General features: G+C 50.5%; 17 protein-coding genes, 1 tRNA gene and 1 other RNA gene. 5 read left to right on the top strand and 14 right to left on the bottom strand.

Going from position 1 to position 18,656, the window contains the following annotated elements:
* Window positions 1-348 precede the first annotated feature (348 nt).
* Window positions 349-420, bottom strand: a tRNA-Glu gene (locus ACTQ3A_RS03620).
* A 138-nt stretch (window positions 421-558) separates the two neighbouring features.
* Between ACTQ3A_RS03620 and ACTQ3A_RS03615 the strand changes: the two genes are divergently transcribed.
* The gene (locus tag ACTQ3A_RS03615; RefSeq protein WP_441494066.1) at window positions 559-1,710 is read left to right on the top strand and encodes a DUF4317 domain-containing protein; all 1,152 of its coding nucleotides are present in this window, start codon (window positions 559-561) and stop codon (window positions 1,708-1,710) included.
* A gap of 200 nt (window positions 1,711-1,910) precedes the next feature.
* Here ACTQ3A_RS03615 and ACTQ3A_RS03610 read toward each other — a convergent pair whose 3' ends face one another.
* From ACTQ3A_RS03610 to ACTQ3A_RS03590, 5 genes are all read right to left on the bottom strand, one after another.
* Window positions 1,911-2,540 carry a DUF2284 domain-containing protein gene (locus ACTQ3A_RS03610; protein WP_441101204.1) on the bottom strand — a complete coding sequence of 210 codons (630 nt, stop codon included), beginning with the start codon at window positions 2,538-2,540 and terminating at the stop codon, window positions 1,911-1,913.
* A 133-nt stretch (window positions 2,541-2,673) separates the two neighbouring features.
* Window positions 2,674-3,498 (bottom strand): Cof-type HAD-IIB family hydrolase, encoded by an 825-nt coding sequence (locus tag ACTQ3A_RS03605; protein WP_441495243.1) that lies wholly within the window; start codon window positions 3,496-3,498, stop codon window positions 2,674-2,676.
* Window positions 3,499-3,521: 23 nt separating this feature from the next.
* Entirely contained in the window at window positions 3,522-5,315 is a 1,794-nt protein-coding gene (locus ACTQ3A_RS03600) for a fused MFS/spermidine synthase (RefSeq protein ID WP_441101203.1), read from the bottom strand.
* Between the two features lie 36 nt (window positions 5,316-5,351).
* The gene (locus ACTQ3A_RS03595) at window positions 5,352-5,747 is read right to left on the bottom strand and encodes a cysteine-rich small domain-containing protein (protein ID WP_441101202.1); all 396 of its coding nucleotides are present in this window, start codon (window positions 5,745-5,747) and stop codon (window positions 5,352-5,354) included.
* Between the two features lie 450 nt (window positions 5,748-6,197).
* Window positions 6,198-6,719, bottom strand: coding sequence for a CarD family transcriptional regulator (locus ACTQ3A_RS03590; protein WP_441101201.1), 522 nt, complete (start codon window positions 6,717-6,719; stop codon window positions 6,198-6,200).
* Between the two features lie 343 nt (window positions 6,720-7,062).
* On the opposite strand from ACTQ3A_RS03590, the gene ACTQ3A_RS03585 reads away from it, so the two are divergent.
* Complete coding sequence (locus ACTQ3A_RS03585) at window positions 7,063-7,914, top strand: biotin--[acetyl-CoA-carboxylase] ligase (protein ID WP_441101200.1); 852 nt, start codon at window positions 7,063-7,065, stop codon at window positions 7,912-7,914.
* Window positions 7,915-7,962: 48 nt separating this feature from the next.
* Here the strand turns inward: ACTQ3A_RS03585 and ACTQ3A_RS03580 are convergent, their stop codons facing one another.
* From ACTQ3A_RS03580 to ACTQ3A_RS03570, 3 genes are all read right to left on the bottom strand, one after another.
* Window positions 7,963-9,423, bottom strand: coding sequence for an ATP-binding protein (locus ACTQ3A_RS03580; RefSeq protein WP_441101199.1), 1,461 nt, complete (start codon window positions 9,421-9,423; stop codon window positions 7,963-7,965).
* Entirely contained in the window at window positions 9,424-10,107 is a 684-nt protein-coding gene (locus tag ACTQ3A_RS03575) for a response regulator transcription factor (protein WP_441101198.1), read from the bottom strand.
* Between the two features lie 241 nt (window positions 10,108-10,348).
* Entirely contained in the window at window positions 10,349-11,065 is a 717-nt protein-coding gene (locus ACTQ3A_RS03570; RefSeq protein WP_441494065.1) for a glycosyltransferase family 2 protein, read from the bottom strand.
* A gap of 332 nt (window positions 11,066-11,397) precedes the next feature.
* On the opposite strand from ACTQ3A_RS03570, the gene ACTQ3A_RS03565 reads away from it, so the two are divergent.
* Complete coding sequence (locus ACTQ3A_RS03565; RefSeq protein WP_441494064.1) at window positions 11,398-12,297, top strand: AzlC family ABC transporter permease; 900 nt, start codon at window positions 11,398-11,400, stop codon at window positions 12,295-12,297.
* On the top strand, window positions 12,290-12,625 hold the full coding sequence (locus ACTQ3A_RS03560) for a branched-chain amino acid transporter permease (protein WP_441101196.1): 336 nt from the start codon (window positions 12,290-12,292) through the stop codon (window positions 12,623-12,625). Before ACTQ3A_RS03565 ends, ACTQ3A_RS03560 begins: the two co-directional genes overlap by 8 nt.
* Before the next feature lie 353 nt (window positions 12,626-12,978).
* Here the strand turns inward: ACTQ3A_RS03560 and ssrA are convergent.
* Window positions 12,979-13,333: a transfer-messenger RNA gene (ssrA, locus tag ACTQ3A_RS03555) on the bottom strand.
* A gap of 366 nt (window positions 13,334-13,699) precedes the next feature.
* On the opposite strand from ssrA, the gene ACTQ3A_RS03550 reads away from it, so the two are divergent.
* On the top strand, window positions 13,700-15,076 hold the full coding sequence (locus tag ACTQ3A_RS03550) for an MATE family efflux transporter (RefSeq protein WP_441494063.1): 1,377 nt from the start codon (window positions 13,700-13,702) through the stop codon (window positions 15,074-15,076).
* Window positions 15,077-15,123: 47 nt separating this feature from the next.
* Here the strand turns inward: ACTQ3A_RS03550 and smpB are convergent, their stop codons facing one another.
* The 4 genes from smpB to dtd all read right to left on the bottom strand — a co-directional run bounded on the left by smpB (window position 15,124) and on the right by dtd (window position 18,595).
* Window positions 15,124-15,591: an SsrA-binding protein SmpB gene (gene smpB, locus ACTQ3A_RS03545; RefSeq protein ID WP_441494062.1), complete on the bottom strand. Its 468-nt coding sequence runs from the start codon at window positions 15,589-15,591 to the stop codon at window positions 15,124-15,126.
* Complete coding sequence (gene rnr / locus ACTQ3A_RS03540) at window positions 15,554-17,671, bottom strand: ribonuclease R (RefSeq protein ID WP_441494061.1); 2,118 nt, start codon at window positions 17,669-17,671, stop codon at window positions 15,554-15,556. The genes smpB and rnr overlap by 38 nt, the downstream gene beginning before the upstream one ends.
* A 102-nt stretch (window positions 17,672-17,773) precedes the next feature.
* Window positions 17,774-18,019, bottom strand: coding sequence for a preprotein translocase subunit SecG (gene secG / locus ACTQ3A_RS03535; RefSeq protein WP_441101192.1), 246 nt, complete (start codon window positions 18,017-18,019; stop codon window positions 17,774-17,776).
* Between the two features lie 135 nt (window positions 18,020-18,154).
* On the bottom strand, window positions 18,155-18,595 hold the full coding sequence (dtd, locus tag ACTQ3A_RS03530) for a D-aminoacyl-tRNA deacylase (RefSeq protein WP_441101191.1): 441 nt from the start codon (window positions 18,593-18,595) through the stop codon (window positions 18,155-18,157).
* Window positions 18,596-18,656: the final 61 nt, after the last annotated feature.

Raw genomic sequence — 18,656 nt, 5'->3', positions numbered from 1 at the left:
GCAAGTTATTTTTCCATTTCGATAATCTTTATTAGTAACAGAGAAGTTCACTTTAATTTTTACGAACGCATAAGAGTTTCTCCGGATTATTTCCGATTCCATCCGGGCAAACGGCCCGCCTCTTCTTCCGCCCGGCTGAAAAAAAGCATTCCTCTCCTTCCGCGCGTGCGAAACTTTCTGTTCGAATACAACTTCCCAATGCTGCAGTTCCCCAATACGAACGAGATAAAACACGCTGCGCGAGTTTTATCTCGCTATCGCAACGCTCGCCGCACACGAATACTTCGCATTCGGCTGCGGCTCACTGTTCGCGTAAAAAAAAAGCAGAACACCGAGATGTTCTGCCAGCAGTCGATAAGGGAATCGAACCCTTGTTTTCGCCGTGAGAGGGCGACGTCTTAGCCGCTTGACCAATCGACCGAGGACTATGATAGCAGAGACCGTGAGAAAAAGCAAGCACTTTTTTCAAATTGAAGGAAGACTTTTTTCGACTCATTTTTCGACTTTTTTTCGCAAATCGAATCAGTTATACTTGTTACAGTTAACAGGAGGTTTTATATGAATAAAAAAGAAGTACTTGAAATCAGGAAACTATTTAAGCCCGACGACTGCCGGGTTGACCGGATCTGCGGCTGCTATGTGGACGGTCACAAGAATAAGATCTCGGAGATGAAGGAGGCGTTTCTCTCTCTTCCCGAGGAAGAGATCCACAAATATACAGATATCTTCAAGAAGACGCTCTCCGGACAGGTCGGAAAAAATCTGCTGAACCTCGAGTTTCCGCTCAGTGAAGAGGCGGAGGGCGGCCATCAGAAGGACCTGATGGCTCTAAGAGACAGCCGGCTGGAGGACGACGAGCTGATCTCCGCCTTTTACGACAAGATCATCAGCTCCTATCTCTACGCAGAGAACTATCTCATCCTTCTGATCCACGGAAATTACGATGTTCCAGGTCACGGAACAGATCACGAAGAGATGTTCGATGCCTCGGACTACGTATATTCCTTTATCATGTGCAGCATCTGCCCGGTGTCTCTGTCAAAGCCCGGCCTGGTGTTCGATGCTCCCACGAATTCCTTCATCGACAAGACACAGGACTGGATGGTTCAGATGCCCGAGACAGGCTTCCTCTTCCCTGCCTTTAATGACCGCAACACCGACATCCACTCCATCCTCTACTATTCAAAAAACGCAGAGCTTCTACATCCCGAGATTCCGGACGATATCCTCGGGTGCAGTCTTCCGATGACGGCCGGTGACCAGAAAGAAACCTTTGATCAGATCATTGAGGACACCTTCAGCGATCACTGTGATTTTGAGGTGGCAAAGACGGTACACCGGAATCTGAATGCGCTTCTGGAGGGAAAAAAAGACGATCCGGAGCCGACGCCTCTCGACAAGAACGAAATTCGTCACTTCCTTGAAAGCTGCGGAGCCGAGCAGGAGCAGATCGAACATTTCGAAGAAACCTACAATGACGATCCGTCCGGGGATAAGCACATCCTCGCCTCCAACATCGCCACTCCCGGCAAGTTCGAGGTGAAATCCGATGATGTGAAGATCTCCATTGATTCCTCCAGGGCAGATTTGATCGAGACCCGGATGATCGACGGCATCGAATATATTCTGATTCCGGTTACCGACAACGTTGAAGTCAATGGTATACGGATCAGTTCCGGACACATCTCCGACTCCCAAAGCGATTCCTGATCCTGCATGCCCGGGGATTCCGGCAATCCCCGGACATGTGCCGCTGCGGGCATGATGAGCATCCTTTGCCGGAGATCGTTTACAGAAAGTCCTCTTTGACGGCTTACTCGTAAATATTCTTCGTCGTAAAGACACCGCCTCTGCACGGGATTATGGGATTAGCCACCTTGCTGCCGTACTGTTTGCCCGGGAGAGCCCGGTTACTTCGCAGAACCCGAATGCTCCTTCACCAGCATCAGCCCCGTGTATGTTACCGTATCCTTCCCGTAGTAATACCCAAGGTTGTTGTCCTTGCAGACCTGGCTCACCAGAAGGCCATAGGCCTCCATGGATGAATGCGCCTTCTCCGGGAAGCGGCACGGAGAATCCGGATACGAACATTTGCGGCAGATTCTGCATCCGCCGCTTGACAGCGCCAGCACGTCAATATGCTTCTCTCTCAGCCTCTGAAGAAAATCCGAGAAATGTTCCTTCTGGGTCTTCTCTCCCTCCATCATACCCTCATAATCCATGGAATCTTCCAGCATCTGTGTTGTCTGAACCAGAACGCCCCAATCATACTCCATCATCCTTGCCTGACACTCTTCAATCGTCCCGCAGGCAGGCGGGCAGGTCCAGCTATGTCCATATGCATTGCATTTATCCGCCGCGCACATGTCACGCACTTCCTTCATGGTATGCCAGGTTGCTCTGTCCGCCAGCGCCATGTGCGAAAATCCGGCATCCTCTGCCATCTTCAGCACTTCCTTCTGAAGAGTATCTCTTATACTATCCGCTTTGCTGTTTTCCTGAACAAATTCTCTTTTTTCCTGTCCGCTGCTCTCCATCATAATTACCTCCTCGCATCAATCATATAACAGGCATCACCAGATCCACCCGATGCTCTCAACTTCTTATACAATCAATCCCAGTGCCTTTTACATTTCCATCATATAACCCGTCCCGGTGCCCTTTACGCTTTCATCATAAGATCAGCCCCAGTTTCTGAAAGGCATGCATCAGTCCGTCTTCATCTACCGGATCTGTGACGAGATCCGCCGTCTTTTTGAGCGCAGGCAGAGCGTTTCCCATCGCCACTCCCACCTGCGCATAATCCAGCATCTCAAAATCGTTCGGTCCGTCACCAAAGGCGATGGTATCTTCTCTCCGGCCCCCGTTCGCGTCAAGATACCGCTGCATGCCGAAGGCCTTGTCATATCCGTTCATCGTGATTTCGCCGTCCACCGTATCTCCGAGCTTGAAGCTCGTCTCCACAACAGTGAAATATTTGCTGAGGTCCTCCTGCATCTGCCGGATTGACCGGCCCGCACCGTAGAAAACAAATTTATTCACCTCGGGGCTATCCTTCGGCGCATCGGTAAAAGTAATTCTGCCAAGCAGCTTTGATTTTTCTTCCAGGGTCTCCTCCGTTCCGCCGAACAGCTGCAGGACCTCTTCCCTTCTGTCCCGCGGGCAATAAATTCCGGAATCTCCCTGGAGAAAATAAAGACTTCCGATCTCATCCAGATAGTCCAGAAGCATGCTTGTTTTCTCATGTTCCACATATCTGCGAAAAACAATCTCTCCCCGACTGCGCACCATGGTTCCCGCACCGCTGACGATCCCCTGAAACAAATCGCTCTCCCGGATCCACGCGTAAATCTGCGCGTATGTCCTTCCCGAGCAGATCACCATATCATGTCCACGTTTTGCCGCTTCCCGGAGGGCATATTCCGCCGATTCCGGAAGCTCTCCCCGAAAATTTGTAAGCGTTCCGTCAATGTCCAGAAACACCGTTTTCTTGTTCAACTTTTTCACCAATCCTTATATTCTCAGAGCTCATTCAGTACCCCCTGAATACCCTTTTCTCTGAAGAGTTTTTTATAGTACGCAAGCTCATCATTGATAATCTGATCGATTGCGCGCATGCTCAGGAGCTCCACCGGTGCCTTATCGTCGGTGAGCAGAAGGTCTCCCCTCCGGTATTGTCTGAGATTTCCGCAAACCTTTTTCAGCAGCGCCTTTAGATCCGGATCTCCAATCCTGTCCAGACGATCATTGAGGGTATCCATATCCAGATCCTCATTGAGTGCAAAAAGCTCGCGGTTTGTGTATCCCTTCACATCGACCGTATACACAGAAGGAAATACAGCGGAGATTGTGTCAGAGAGATAGCTGTTGATGGATTTTTCGCCCGATGCGCGCATATTCATGTTCACTACCATGACTCCGTTCGGTTTCAGATGTTCCTTTACCATGTTGAAAAATTCCACGGAGGACATCTGAAAAGGCACCGAAATATCCTGGTAGGCGTCCACCATGATTACATCATAGGTGTGCCGGTCCGCCTCCAGATACGCCCGCCCGTCGTAGGCAGCGACCTTTACGGAATCCGGCATGTCAAAATACCTGCCGGCAAGATCTGTGATTTTCTGATCGATCTCCACTCCCTGAATCTTCGCGTCCGGGAAGTAATTTGCGCACTCCTTTGCGTACGTTCCTGATCCGTTTCCAAGAATCAGGATGTCACAGGCATCGCCCGCACGCGATTCTTCCCGGTCTCCCGCATCCGATTTTGCCTGAGCTCCCGCATCGGATACTGCCTGTGCTCCCGCGTCCGATTCTGCCTGCGCTCCCGCATCGGATACTGCCCGCGCTCCCGCATCCACGTCTGCTGCCGAATCGTCACCTGACCCGCTCTCCTTATCGGAAGCCTCACTCACCTCTTCATCCGGCACGAATCCTGCCATCACAGGCGCAGCCATCGCATAATCGTAATACATTCCTGTCAGCGACCCGTCCTTTCTGCTGATCGACTGAATGCCGAAAAGGACGTTGGTTGAGAGGATTACTGTATCCTTGTCCTCCTGAACCTGCAGATAGTTGTAGATGGATTCGCCTTCGTAAGCCAGAGAATTGTTCCAGAACGCAAAATGTCCGGAATGGCCGAAGACACTGCACACCACAAACAAGATCACCGATACCAGACAACGGATTCTTCCGGTGTTGGCGCTGATGAAATAGATCATGGCAAGTGCCAGAAGAATACCCGAGAAAATCAGGAATGTCACCGACGTTCCAACCGTCGGAATTGTGATGAAGGTCGGCGTGAAGGTGCCGATGATGCTGCCCACGGTATTCGCGGCGCCGAGCCTTCCCACGGTGCTTCCGCTGTCATCCAGACTTCGGACCGCATATTTGGTAAGAGACGGCGTCACAGTACCGAGCAGAAAGCAGGGAAATACGAAAATGACCATACACGCGAGAAAGCCCGCAGCAATCAGAAGATTGCTGCTGATCGTGACGATCAGAATGCCTGTGATCAGAAGAATAATGTATTTGCCAAGTACCGGTATGGCTGCCGTCCATACCGCGGCGATCAGCAGCCGGCGATAAAGCCTGTCAGGATCCGGATTTTTGTCCGCGCTTCTGCCCCCATAGATATTTCCCAGAGCCATCGCGATCATGATCGTGGAAATGATGATGGTCCAGACGATCTGTGAGGACGAAAAATAAGGAGCCAGAAGACGGCTAGCTCCAAGCTCCACGGCCATGACAGCCATGCCCGCGAAAAATTCTGTCAGGTAAAGATATGCTTTGTTCTTGAGGATTTTTCTTTCTTTCATCTCGTCAGTTTTCCATATTTAAATCATCTGAAAATTTTACAGGGATCCGCCTGTATCTTCTCTTGACGTGTCTGTTCTTGATGTATCCGCTCCTGATGTATCCGCTCTTGACGTGTCTGTTGCTGATGCATCTGTTTTTCTTGAAAGGACTGCTTTTTTTCTGATCTCCTCGCTGAAAGTCCGATGCTTATTCTCATGCATGATCCACCGGATAATTACATCGTAGCTCTCCGGACGGTGAGGAAAATTGCAGTCGGTGCAGTCCTTGATGATTTCATTGTTCCCGCGGCTGACAAAGACAGGATTCCCCGGACATTTCTCACTGAGATAGAAGGGACAGTAGCAGAACATGCAGTTGAAGTTCTCAAGCCCTTTATGACACGGAAAGTACTGGCAATCCCGATTTTCAAAAAAACGATAGGAATTTTTCATTTAAATCTTTCTCCTTCATCTTCCTCTGTATATTCAGCATTCTTCTCAGCGGCAATTCTGCCGCGAACTGCATACAGAATTCTTCTCAGCAATACTCCTGCCGCAGATTGCATACAGAGTTCTTTTTCATGATATTCCAGCTCTGTGAAAATGTAAAGCAGATCAGCCAGAAACGCCGCAGGAGCAGATCAGCCGCGAACGACGCCAGAGCAGATCGGCCGCGAACGACGCAGGAGCAGATCGGCCGCGAACGACGCCAGAGCAGCAGGTCACAGCCTTGGAAGCGGATACAAAAAAGAAGCCGCAGGGTAATCGGCAACCGGCCGTCCCCAGGCTTCTGTTCGGTATCTCATTCCGTATCTTGTTCTTTATCACATTGTATATCTTGTTCCGTATCTCATTCTGTCAGCAACCGTCGTGACTCATCCAATTCTGATGTAAGACCCGCGCCTATGCCTTCGGCTTCTCCTTCACGAGCTTGAATCTGTTCCGGAGAAGCTGATCGACCGCATCCGCGTCCTTCCCCAGAGCAATGGAAAATTCACTGCAAACAATCGCTTCTGCTTCTCTGAGATACTTCTCATCCACCGTCGTGAATTTCCTGCCCTGCTCCAGTCTCTTCTTCCGCTTTACAAACAATGTCTTGATCATGCTGATACAGTCTCTGACATTGTTGTTGCGGATAATATCCTTGTACTGTTCTTCGCGGAACTTTTCACTCTCAACCTCGAGAAATTCGATATCGGGGATTTCATCGATGATTGCCTCCGCGGACTGACGATCCAGTATTTCACGCATCGCCACCTTATCATTGTCTACCGGGGAATAAATCGTACTCTTGTCTGAATTAACCGGTCGTAAAACGTAATACTTACGTTTTCTGTCGCAGCCCGGCATGTGTAGCCGAGTCACATCCATTACGAGGCATGGTCCATTTGATCCATAAACTACATAGTCACCTTTCTGATACATTTTTTGCCTCTTTTCTATATGTGCTTAACCTTCAGCTGCTGAAAAAAATTCACCCATTCGTCATCAATTATGAGTATATTATAGCAAAAATCCAAAAATTTTTCCATGGTGAGTTACTGCGGGATTGCGGGAGTACGAATATGCGCGGGCAGTGAGCCACATCCGCTCACACAAAGTGTGAAGCGGTGGGGCGAACGCCGCGACAGACCGACGAAGTCGGTCACCTGTTAGCGGCACGGAAGCTGCGAAGCAGCGAAGTGACGCGGGGACTTGTACAGTATGTGGCACGACTTATCGTACGGGCATTTACTGTGGTATAATAGGAACCGGCGAGGAGTGCACAATGGTAAAAGTAAAAGAACAGATTCTGAGAGAGCTGCAGCAGAATATAGGAAATCCGGTTTCCGGGCAGGATCTTGCGGACCGGTACGGTGTCTCCAGAAATGCCATCTGGAAGGCCGTCAATTCATTAAAAAGCGAAGGATATCCCATCCTCTCTGACCGGAAGAGAGGCTATTATCTGAGGGAATCCTCTGACATTGTTTCCGAGGACAGCATCCGTTCCGAGCTTCCGGATGACATGTTTCTCGCGGATGGTTCCTGCCGTATCAGGATCTGCCTCTTCCGGGAAATCGATTCCACGAATCTGGAGGCGCAGCGCATGATCGCAGATGGCTTTTCAAGCGCCGCCCTTATCATCGGTGAACGGCAGACACAGGGACGCGGACACAACGGATCCGGCTTCTACTCTCCGGCTTCTACCGGTCTCTACATGACGCTTCTTCTCCCTTTGAACCTCATTCTGACGAAGTTTCAGCTGGTAAGCCGTGCCGCCGCTGTCGCGGCTGTCGAAGCAGTGAGGGAACTGACCGGCCGGTCTCTTCAGATCCGCAAGGTAAATGATCTCTATGACGGATCTCACAAGATAGGCGGGATCCTCTGTGAAGCAACCAGCACCGATCTGGAATCCGGAAAACTTCAGGAGGTATGCATCGGCATCGGTCTAAACCTCACAACCTCGATTTTCCCGGAAAAAACGCCGGTGCAGTATGCCTCGATCGGAGGCGGCTGTACGCGCAGTCAGCTGGCCGCAAACATCACCGCAAGGCTGATGCACACGGATTTCGAACACCCGGATGGTTTTCTGCAGAAATACAAGGAATACCACCTGAGCGAAGAGGGCAATCCGGAATGAAAAGTAAAGCCGCACCGTTCCAGAGAACGATGCGGCGATGTTTTTTCTTCAAATCTCAACTTTGCTTTCCAGCGTGAAGGAGAAGGCCACGCCGTTTTTGTAGTTGGTGGCCCAGCATTTCTGCTGATGCGCATCCATGATCGCCTTCACGATGGACAGACCTATTCCGCTGCCGCCGTAGGCTCTGGTTCTTGCCTTATCCACCTTATAGAACTTCTCCCAAATTTTGTCGAGCGACTCCTCAGGTATCGGCTTCCCGCTGTTGAACACCGTGGTTGTAACGATCCCGTCCTTCTCGGTGCAGGTGATTTCTATTCTGTCGTCACCCTCCAGATGATTCAGCGCATTGGTCAGATAGTTGGTAATCACTTCCTCGATCTTGAACTCATCACCCCAGACGTAAATCGGAGCCTTCGCGTTCAGGATAATCCGCGCTTTCTTCTGCTCGATCATCAGCTTCTCATGCGCCACGGCTCCGTTTATCAGCTCGACGAGCTCAAACCGCTCCATGCTGAGCTGGTCATTGCCGTTCTCCAGCTGGTTCAGTGTCAGAAGCTGGCGCACCATATGGTTCATCTTCTTGGATTCATCGATGATGACATCGCAGTAAAAATCCCGGCTCTCCGGATCGTCATTGACATTATCCTTCAGTCCTTCCGCATATCCCTGAATCAGCGCGATCGGCGTCTTCAGTTCATGGGACACATTTCCCAGGAATTCCTTCCGCATCTCATCGATCTGAATTTTTTCCGCGATATCTCTCTCCAGTCTGGCGTTTGCGCTCTTCAGGTCGCTCACCGCCGTCTCCAGTTTATCCGACATCACGTTGAAGTTTTTCCCCAGCTCTCCGATCTCATCTTCTCCGCCGCTGGTATAATGTGCGTCAAAATCAAGATCCGCCATTCGCTTGGACAGGCTGTTCAGCTCCAGGATCGGCTCTACAATCCGCTTTGTGACAAACCAGATGCTGATCGCGCCGATGACAATTGCCAGGAAGCCAAGGTACAGATAATAGCGGACAGAGATCTGCGCGGCCTCGGCAATGCTCTGCGCCGGAGTCAGCACCAGATAGTAGTCGCCGTTTTCCAGCGTTCCATACAGCTCCAAATACTCAATGCCGGCAAAACGGTCCTGAATCCGGATGACCGAATACTTCTCCGTCTCCTTTACCTTCGCGTAATTCCCCTCTTCCTTCCCCATGATCACGCCGAAAAGGCGTCCCGACATGGTCGAGGAATTCCTTGAATTGGTATCCAGAACACGTGAAATATTCGCGTCGGTGATTCCGTACGTCAGATTGTTGATATTTGCGAATTTATTAAAGGATTCCGGCATGGTGTCGCTGTCCGCCTCATTCGCCATGTTGTAGCTGTCCACCAGCTTATTCATCTTGACGCGCATATAATACCCGTCAACAAAAAAATACTCAAACACACCGATCATCGCTATGAACATAGCCATGATCAGGATAAAAGTCAGGGCGATCCTCTTTCTCAGTGATTTCTTCATTTATTCATTGTCCACTTCAAACTTGTACCCCATGCCCCAGATGGTCTTGATATAGTTGCCCTTGCTCCCCATCTTGCTTCTCAGCTTCTTCACATGCGTATCAATCGTCCGCGCGTCACCGAAATAATCGTAGTTCCACACATTATTCAGAATCTTCTCCCGGGACAACGCAATTCCCTGATTCTCGAGAAAATATGTGAGCAGCTCAAATTCCTTGAAACTCAGCTCGATGGGCTGCCCGTTCACAGACGCCTGGTGAGCGGATTTGTTGATCTCGATTCCGCCCGCCTCCAGAATATCGTTCTGGTTCATCTTATTCGTCCTGCGGAGGATTGCCTCAACCCTTGCCACCAGAATCTTCGGACTGAAGGGCTTGGAGATATACTCGTCAACCCCCAGATCAAAGCCCAGAAGCTCGTCTCTCTCGTCGCCTCTCGCTGTCAGCATGATAATCGGAACCTTTGATTCCTTCCTGATCTCGCGGCAGACCTGCCATCCGTCCATCTTCGGCATCATGACATCCAGCAAAATCAGTGCAATATCCTTATCCTCATAAAATTTGCTCAGAGCCTCTTCCCCGTCTGCAGCCTCAATGACATTAAAATTATCTTTTACGAGGAAATCTCTGACCAGTTTCCTCATCCTTGCTTCATCATCAACTACCATTACCTTCAGTTTATCCATATCGCATCTCTCCTTACCTGATATAATTCAGGGATGGCCTTCTCATGCAATGCTGCGTATCCTTCCGCCTGTTATGATCAAATGTAACACAAACGGCGCCTGCAATGCATGTCATTCTTTTTTCAAACAAACACCAGCTTCTGATCGGCTGTTATATACTCATCGAACCCATACGATTTTAATTATAGAGAAACATTGTGTAAAAAATGTGATGAGTCGCGGGGCAAATGATCATTTGGCTTCAGCCTGTATACTTCCGGAACATTCTGAAGTCTTTTCGCGCCTGCCAGCCGATCTTCACAATTTTCTTTACGTTCATGGAATTCTTTCCTCCCTGACGCGGTCCGAATGTAATCGGAATGAACTTCACCCTTTTGTGAAAGCGGACGCCAAAGGTCGTCAGCATGACATTCGGAAGATTGTAGTTCGCCGGCATCATCGGAAGAAACTCCTCCAGATAAGCTCTTGTCATCAGACGGAACGGCGCGTTCGAATCCGGAACAGACACCCTGAAATAATACTTCAGTATCCGGCAGAGCACCTTCTCTACAAATGCCCGATTCTTCCCGTCTCCGCGCTTCGTGCGGTTCCCGAAGATGGCATCGAAGGATTCCCGCTGCTCCCAGAACGCTTCAAATTCCGCAGGATCTGTCTGCCTGTCCGAATCTGTCTGAAAAATATAATCCGCTCTCTGATCAACCGCGTACCTGTAAGCAAATAAAACGGCCGATCCATGTCCCCCGTTCGGTTTCGTCAGCGGCTGCAGAAGAGGCCGATCCACGGCAAGTTCCTGCAGAATCTCATAGGTATCGTCCCGGCTCCCGTCATTTACGATCACCAGCCGTGATTTTTGCCCCGCGCTGTGTCTTTCTACGACCGGATACCAGTCGCTCACCAGCTGCCTGATATTTTCTGACTCATTGTACGCCGGTACAACAATAAAAAGTATGTCACCCATCTTCTTTCTCCCCTTTGGTTGCAGCCCATCCTGCAGGATTTCTGCCCGCAATATTCATCGCATTAAGCTTAACGGAATCTGCCGGTCCGATCAATACCCGAATCTTCCCACGGGCAGGAATTCCGCCCCATTGCCACGGATCCGATCGTTTGCATTTTTTATGGAATCCTGTATACTGAATTACGCAAATTACGAGAAAAGCATGGCTGTCCAACACCAGCCTGCTTTAAGTATTCTGTGGTGCGGACAGAGCCCGGACCGCTGTTGTTCTTTGTTTTGTCCGGTATTTACCCTTCATTCATTACCTTCTTCTTGTTTTCGGAGCAGTCCTTATGAACGACATCAATAATTCTCACAGTGCTTTCCGTTCCGCCTTTCCCCATACCATACCGGTAATGGCGGGCTATATCTTTCTCGGGATCACCTACGGCATTCTCATGCGGACGTCTGGTTTTCCCTGGTGGTATCCGACTTTGACGGCGCTGATCGTCTATACCGGGTCTATGGAGTTCCTTCTGGTCTCCATGCTTCTGTCTGCCTTCCATCCCCTGTCCGTCTTTGTCACGGCAATCATGGTCGGTGCCCGCCACCTGTTCTACGGAATCTCCCTTCTCAAAACTTACCGGAACGTCGGCTGGAAAAAGTTTTATCTCATTTACACCACCAGTGATGAAACCTTCTCCGTTATTTATACCACTCCTGTTCCGGAAGGCGTAGACCGCGGCAGTTTTTATTTCTGGATTTCATTTCTGGATCAGATGTACTGGACGCTTGGAACAACTCTGGGAGGCCTTCTGGGAGGTCTCATTACCTTTGATGTCGAAGGTCTTGATTTTGTCATGACTGCCATGTTTGTTGTAATTCTGATGAATCAGTGGATGAAGGACGGCACGCGTATGAAAACCCTGATAAAGGATCATATTCCCGAGCTGATCGGCATCCTCGGTTCCGTGGTGGCCCTGATCATCTTTGGCGCGGATCATTTCATCATACCCGCCATGATACTCATACTGGCACTTCTCATGAGCTTCCGCAGATTTCTGGATCCGTCCGGTGCTCCTGCTGAACTGCAAAAAACAGCGGCACGTACAGACACAGCAGACACAGCAACGACAAGTATAGAAGCATCAGACGCAAGCAAAGACACAGCAAAGACAGGAATAGTCACAGCAGGCACAAGTACAGACACAGCAAAGACAGGAATAGTCACGAAGGAGGAACGCCATGACTGATATGCCGCTATACCAGCAGTTCATAACCATCGGAGTTGCCGTTCTCGGCACCGTCCTGACCCGGTTTCTCCCATATATCCTGTTCCCGGAAGGGAAAAAAATCCCCCGGGTCATCAATTATCTCGGCAAGGTGCTGGCGCCTGCCGTCTTCGGGCTTCTGGTCATCTACTGCCTGCGAAATGTGAATTTCGCCGGCGCACACCACGGGCTCCCGGAGCTTATATCCATCGCTGTAGTCATAGCGCTCTTTGTCTGGAAGAAAGGGATGATTCTTCCCATGGCCGGTGGAACCGCCTGCTACATGCTTCTGGTACATTTTGTGTTCTGACAGGGATTCTGACAGCATAATAAAAGAGCCGCAGACAGCGCGTTATAAATGAACACAGGTAAGCGAGATAAAACACGCTGCGCGAGTTTTATCTCGCTATCGCGACGCTCGCCGCACACGAATACTTCGCATTCGGCTGCGGCTCACTGTTCGCGTAAAAAAACAGCTCCGCAAATTCTTTATAGAAAATGCGAAGCTCTTCTTAAAGAAAGAGTATGAAGAAAAAGTATGCGAAGCTCTTTCGTACGGAGCAGACGAAAGAATAAAGCCCATTATGATCTAACAATTTGCAAACAAACAGAAACAAAAAATCCCGGAAACCCTTGTAAATAAAGGATCTCCGGGATTTTTTCAAGTGGACCAGGCGGGAATCGAACCCGCGTCCGAAAACCTCTCTGTCCGGCTTCTTCCATCACAGTCAGTCTATTGACATTCCCTCTGCCGTATGCCGCCTGACAGGCTTACGGTTTCAGTAGCTTCATAAAATCCGCCATACCTCAAAGCTTTGGCATGACAGTTCCCCGTCTTGGATAATGCCGAAACAGGAAGGCACGGGAACCCTCCTGCCCGACAGCTGCTTTAGTTAAGCAGCAAGCGCGTAACTATCGTTATCAGCGTTTAAATTTAATTGTCATGTTTTTACGTGGTCACGGCTTCCACGGATGGCTTCCCGAACTTCAAAATCCCCGTCGAAACCAGTACTAGCCCGTATAATAATCATACAGCTAATAACGGAACCGCCTTCCGACACGGAAAGCGTCCCTCTGGTATATGATTCAGTATTCCTTAATATACCACAGCTTATTGCCGATGTCAACGGGTTGCTCTTACAGTTTCCCCTTTCTCCGTGTTCTCAATTGCAAATAGTATAAGGTATCTTGACAGCACGGCTATGCATGATAGAATCATCAACGGCGCCCGATCAGGCCTTTTCATTCGCAATATTACACAGCTGATCTATGCGTTTTAATATATACATGGGACTGCTTGATCTATGCGTTTTAACATATGCATGGGGCTGATCCATTTGTTTCAATAATAAGCTGCCGGCGACTATAGAAGGGAAAAAATATCATGTCAGAAATCATGTCAGATACCAATACACAGATTTCCGGGGGAATCCGCCGCATGACAGAGGGAAGTCCATTCCGTCTCATCCTGCGTTTTATGATTCCGGTCCTGCTGGGACAGCTTGTACAGCAGACTTACAATATGGTTGATTCTATCATCGTCGGAAGACTTCTCGGCGCGAGCGCACTGGCGGCGGTCGGCGCCTCCTCCAGTGTCCAGTTTATGGTAATCGGATTCTGCAGCGGTGCCTGTGACGGGTTCGCCATACCGGTTGCCCAGCGTTTCGGCGCCCGCAAAATGCAGGAAATGCGCCGGTACATCTACCACACCGTGATCCTCACCATTCTCTGTGCCGCTGTACTGACGACGGCTACGGCCATTTTATGTCCGCAGATCATCCAGGTCCTGCACACGCCGGAAGGCATCCGCCGTGACGCGGATCAGTATCTGCTCATCATTTTTCTCGGCCTGCCCTTTACGTTTTTCTATAATATGCAGGCTTCGCTTCTCCGTGCAGTGGGGAACAGCCGGGAGCCGTTTCTGTTTCTTGCCATTGCCGCATCGCTGAATATCTTTCTGGATCTGTTCTGCGTAGCTGTTCTGAAATGGGGCGTTTCCGGAGCTGCTGTCGCAACCATCACCAGCCAGGCGCTCAGTGGTCTGATGTGTCTTCTGTACATTGCGCGCAGCATGAAATTGCTGCATCCTCAGAAGGAAGATCGGGTATGGAGCGGAAGATACGCCAGAAACCTGCTTGTCATGGGGCTTCCGATGGGACTGCAGTTTTCCATCACAGCAATTGGAAGCATGGTCATGCAGGCCTGCAACAACAGTCTGGGCAGTCTTTATGTCGCCGGATACACGGCGGGTGACCGGATCGAGCAGTTTGTCATGTGTCCGTATGTTGCTCTGTCTTCTTCGATCGCCACCTATGTGGGACAGAACTTTGGCGCAGGAAAATATGACCGCATACGGAAGGGTGTCCGGGAGGGTTTCCTCATGGGCCTGCTGTATGGCGTGATCTTTGGTTCACTCATGGCTTTAACCGGAAGAGAGATTGCTATGCTCTTTCTAAATAAATCCCCGGATTCTGCCCGGATACTGGATATCACAGCTCAGTTTCTGAAAACCGTGGGATTCACGTTCTGGCTGGTCACCTCTGTCAATGTATTCCGCCCCGCGATTCAGGGAATGGGACAGCCCGGCAAGGCGATCTTCTCCGGTGTCATCGAAATGATTGCCCGCACGGCTTTCGCACTCGGAACGCTCCCGGTTCTTGGATTCACTACCATCTGCTGGACCCATCAGGCAGCATGGATTACCGCTGGTCTGTACGTTCTTCTCATGTTCCGCGCAATTATCCGGAAGACATCTTCCTGACCGTCAGCCCCGCCTGTAATCGGGTCGTTCTGATGTGTCCGGATCTGTCACAGATTCCGGATCTTGAACTCGCGCTCCGTCTCGCGGCGCATGTCCTTCTTCGCGATATCCGCCCGCTTGTCATAGAGCTTCTTGCCTCGCGCAAGTCCGATCTCGACCTTGATTCTGGAATTTCTGAAATAGACCTGAAGCGGAACAAGCGTGAAGCCCTTCTGGGCAGATTTCTGCTGAAGTTTCAGAATCTCATTTTTATGCATGAGAAGTTTCTTGACGCGGAGCGGATCGCGGTTGAAAATATTTCCCTTTTCATAAGGGCTGATATGCATTCCATAGATAAAAATCTCTCCGTCCTTGATTCCTACGTAGGATTCCTTGATGGAGCATTTCCCCATACGGCAGGATTTTACCTCTGTGCCGTGCAGCTCAATGCCACACTCATACTTTTCATCGATGAAATAATCATGGTAAGCTTTTTTGTTATTCGCAATCAGCTTCGTTCCCTTTTCCTTTGCCATTTCCGTTCTCTCCCTCGTCATCATCTTCCGCAAGGACAAAATCTATCTGGCGGAGCCTTGCATCTGCCCGGACCGCCTTTACCCGGAGCTTCTGTCCGATTTCAAATATCCTTCCGCTGTTTTTCCCGGTCAGCGTCATGGCGCTCTCATCGAAGATATAGTAATCGCCCTTCAACGTTGACACATGCACCAGCCCCTCAATTGTGTCCGGACGCTGTACGTAGATTCCCCATCCGGTGACACCGGTTACCTGTGCTTCCGTCACCTCTCCGAGATGTTCGCCCATGTATCTGGCCATCTCGATTTTATTGGTCTCCCGTTCTACCTCAACGGACCGCCGCTCAAGCGCGGAGGATTTCCACGCGACATCCTGCATGATCCGGTTGTAATACGACAGTTTTCTTCCGGTCAGATTCCCGTGAAGATCATCCTTGATGATCCGGTGGATCTGAAGGTCCGGATATCGCCGGATCGGTGATGTGAAGTGGCAGTAGTACTGTGAGGCAAGACCGAAATGACCGCCGTTTTCCGGCGTGTATCTGGCCTGCTGCATGGATCTCAGAAGCATGGAGCTGACAAGCGATTCCCGGGGCGTCCCCTCTGCACGGCTGATGATCTTCTGCACTTCAGAAGGCGTGATGTGATGTCCCGCCTTTTCCGCAGAGATCCCCATGGAGCGCACCAGCTTCAGCGTATCCTCAATTTTATCCTCATCCGGGCTTTCGTGCGTCCGGTACAAAAACGGCACCTGCTTGTCAAAATACGTTTTCGCAACCACCTCGTTTGCGGTCAGCATGAACTGTTCGATCAGCTTTGTCGCAGTTGTCGGATAAGACGGACGGATCTCCACCGGGTATCCCATCCGGTCGATCCGGATTTTGGTCTCCGGAAATTCGAAATCAATCATGCCGCGATCGTGGCGCTGCTGCTCAAGTTTTGCCGCCAGGTCACGCATATCAAAAAGCATCGGAAGAACATCCGCGTATTTTTCCCTGAGCTCGGCCGGATTCTCCGTGAAGATCCGGTCCACTTCGGAATAAGTCATGCGATGCGAGCTGCAGATCACGCTTTCCACAATCCTGCTGCCGCGGATATTTCCCTGCCTGTCCATTTTCACGATGCAGGACAGCGTAAGTCTGTCCTCGCCCTCGTTCAGAGAGCAGACCCCGTTGGAAAGCTTTTCGGGCAGCATCGGAATCACACGGTCCGCGAGATAGACAGAGGTTCCTCTCTTCAGCGCTTCCTTGTCCAGCGCGCTGCCAGCCACCACATAATTTGTGACATCCGCGATATGCACACCAAGGATATACCCCGATCCGTCCCGCTCGAGCGAAACCGCGTCATCAAAATCCCGGGAATCATCTCCGTCGATCGTAATGATCTGCCGGCTCCTCAGATCGAGACGACCGGCGATGTCCCCCGGACCCGGGCAGGCGGGAAATCCGGCTGCCTGATCCAGAACCTTCTGCGGAAATTCAGCGGGAACCCCATATTCCAGCACTACCTCGGTGAGTGCTGTCGCCGGATCATCCGGATCCAGCTTGCGGATAGCGTTCCGGATCTCCGCGGTAATAACCCTTTCGCTGCGAGAGTTTCCGCCCGCCTCAGAACCCCTGCGGCTCCTCCCGCGGGATTCCCGGTCGCCATGACGGGCATCAACGCGCTTATGGCCGTTCAGATCATCGCGGCGCGAATCGGCGCCCTTATGGCCGGTCAGATCACCTTGGCGGGAACCGGACTTCTCATGACCCGCAAGAAAAGCAGACTCCCCGGATCCGTTTTTTTCTGCCTGATCGCCGGGCCTGACCATTTCATAGCGGCCCTCTTTGTCCTTTCGGATCTTGTGCTCCAGAACCAGAGCGTCAAGCGCCTCCATCATATCCTTAACCTTTGCCTTCGGTACGTCCAGAAGAAACGCGATATCCTTCGCGCGCATCGGCTTGTAATTCTTTGATCCGATCAGATCGGCAAGTACCTTCCGTTCCTTTTTTCTTGCAGCCTGTCTTCTGCCCGCGCGGCGGCTGTATGTCTTTTCTCTTCCTCGGTCCTCGGAATTTTTTATGTTTCTGTATTTTTTCATCATTACCCTTTTTAAAATAAGCTCAACCGCCTGGTCTCATTGTCTCAAAAACAAAGAAAGGCTGCTGCAATGATCTGCAACAGCCCTACTATGTCTTATTCATCAGAAGCTCATATTCAGAACAACCGCAAGTCCGACAAAGACAATCGCCATGATCCTTGTCAGACGGATCAGATTGCCCTCCTTTGAACGGCCCTTGTTCTTGCTCCAGTACGTATCAGAGGTCGTTGCCATACCGGCGATCGCGCCAAGACCTCTGTCCTTGCCCTGCTGCATGAGTACGACAATGATCAGCGCTACGGAATCTATTGCAAACAGAACTGTCAGTACAGTGCGAAGAATAACCAAAACAAACCCTCCTGTTTCTAACCAAAAAACTCACGAATATGATATTAGCATACCTATTCAGGAAATTCAACCCGCTAATTTCATGAATTACGCAGCCTGATTCATGAATTCCGCGCATTTCGGCAGCTTCTTTCTCTACAGATCCTCCAGAATGATCGTAAACGGACCGTCATTTACCAGCGAGACCTTCATATCCGCACCGAAAATACCCGTCTGAACCACCGGTACCTGTTCTCTGGCCTTCCGTATGATGTACTCGTAGAGCGCATTTGCCTTATCCGGATTTCCGGCTTCCAGGAAGCTCGGCCGGTTTCCCTTTCTGCAGTTCGCGTACAGGGTGAACTGGGATACCAGAAGCAGTTCTCCTCCGACATCCTGAAGGGAAAGGTTCGTCTTGCCCTGACTGTCCTCAAAAATACGCAGCCCGATCAGCTTCTTCAGATATTTGTCGGCGATTTCCTCCGTGTCGCTTTCGCCGACGCCGATCAGTACCAGAAATCCCTTCCCGATCTCACCGGTCGTTCTGCCGTCCACCTGAACCCTTGCCTCTGTGACTCTCTGTACCACAAATTTCATGCGCCTTCTCCCTGTTTCTCTGCCTCAGTATGCATCTGTGCCGCGTGTCTTCGCCATTCAA

This window comes from Bilifractor sp. LCP21S3_F8 (assembly GCF_052117805.1).
GTDB lineage: Bacteria > Bacillota > Clostridia > Lachnospirales > Lachnospiraceae > Bilifractor.
Note: the sequence above shows the minus strand (reverse complement) of the source record. Positions and strands in the feature narration are given on the sequence as shown.

What these genes read in the sequence shown, in the direction of transcription:
- ACTQ3A_RS03615 (WP_441494066.1), top strand. Translation starts at nt 559, where the DNA reads ATGAATAAAAAAGAAGTACTTGAAATCAGGAAACTATTTAAGCCCGAC.
- ACTQ3A_RS03610 (WP_441101204.1), bottom strand. Translation starts at nt 2,540, where the DNA reads ATGATGGAGAGCAGCGGACAGGAAAAAAGAGAATTTGTTCAGGAAAAC.
- ACTQ3A_RS03600 (WP_441101203.1), bottom strand. Translation starts at nt 5,315, where the DNA reads ATGAAAGAAAGAAAAATCCTCAAGAACAAAGCATATCTTTACCTGACA.
- ACTQ3A_RS03595 (WP_441101202.1), bottom strand. Translation starts at nt 5,747, where the DNA reads ATGAAAAATTCCTATCGTTTTTTTGAAAATCGGGATTGCCAGTACTTT.
- ACTQ3A_RS03590 (WP_441101201.1), bottom strand. Translation starts at nt 6,719, where the DNA reads ATGTATCAGAAAGGTGACTATGTAGTTTATGGATCAAATGGACCATGC.
- ACTQ3A_RS03585 (WP_441101200.1), top strand. Translation starts at nt 7,063, where the DNA reads ATGGTAAAAGTAAAAGAACAGATTCTGAGAGAGCTGCAGCAGAATATA.
- ACTQ3A_RS03580 (WP_441101199.1), bottom strand. Translation starts at nt 9,423, where the DNA reads ATGAAGAAATCACTGAGAAAGAGGATCGCCCTGACTTTTATCCTGATC.
- ACTQ3A_RS03575 (WP_441101198.1), bottom strand. Translation starts at nt 10,107, where the DNA reads ATGGATAAACTGAAGGTAATGGTAGTTGATGATGAAGCAAGGATGAGG.
- ACTQ3A_RS03570 (WP_441494065.1), bottom strand. Translation starts at nt 11,065, where the DNA reads ATGGGTGACATACTTTTTATTGTTGTACCGGCGTACAATGAGTCAGAA.
- ACTQ3A_RS03565 (WP_441494064.1), top strand. Translation starts at nt 11,398, where the DNA reads ATGAACGACATCAATAATTCTCACAGTGCTTTCCGTTCCGCCTTTCCC.
- ACTQ3A_RS03560 (WP_441101196.1), top strand. Translation starts at nt 12,290, where the DNA reads ATGACTGATATGCCGCTATACCAGCAGTTCATAACCATCGGAGTTGCC.
- ACTQ3A_RS03550 (WP_441494063.1), top strand. Translation starts at nt 13,700, where the DNA reads ATGTCAGAAATCATGTCAGATACCAATACACAGATTTCCGGGGGAATC.
- smpB (WP_441494062.1), bottom strand. Translation starts at nt 15,591, where the DNA reads ATGGCAAAGGAAAAGGGAACGAAGCTGATTGCGAATAACAAAAAAGCT.
- rnr (WP_441494061.1), bottom strand. Translation starts at nt 17,671, where the DNA reads ATGAAAAAATACAGAAACATAAAAAATTCCGAGGACCGAGGAAGAGAA.
- dtd (WP_441101191.1), bottom strand. Translation starts at nt 18,595, where the DNA reads ATGAAATTTGTGGTACAGAGAGTCACAGAGGCAAGGGTTCAGGTGGAC.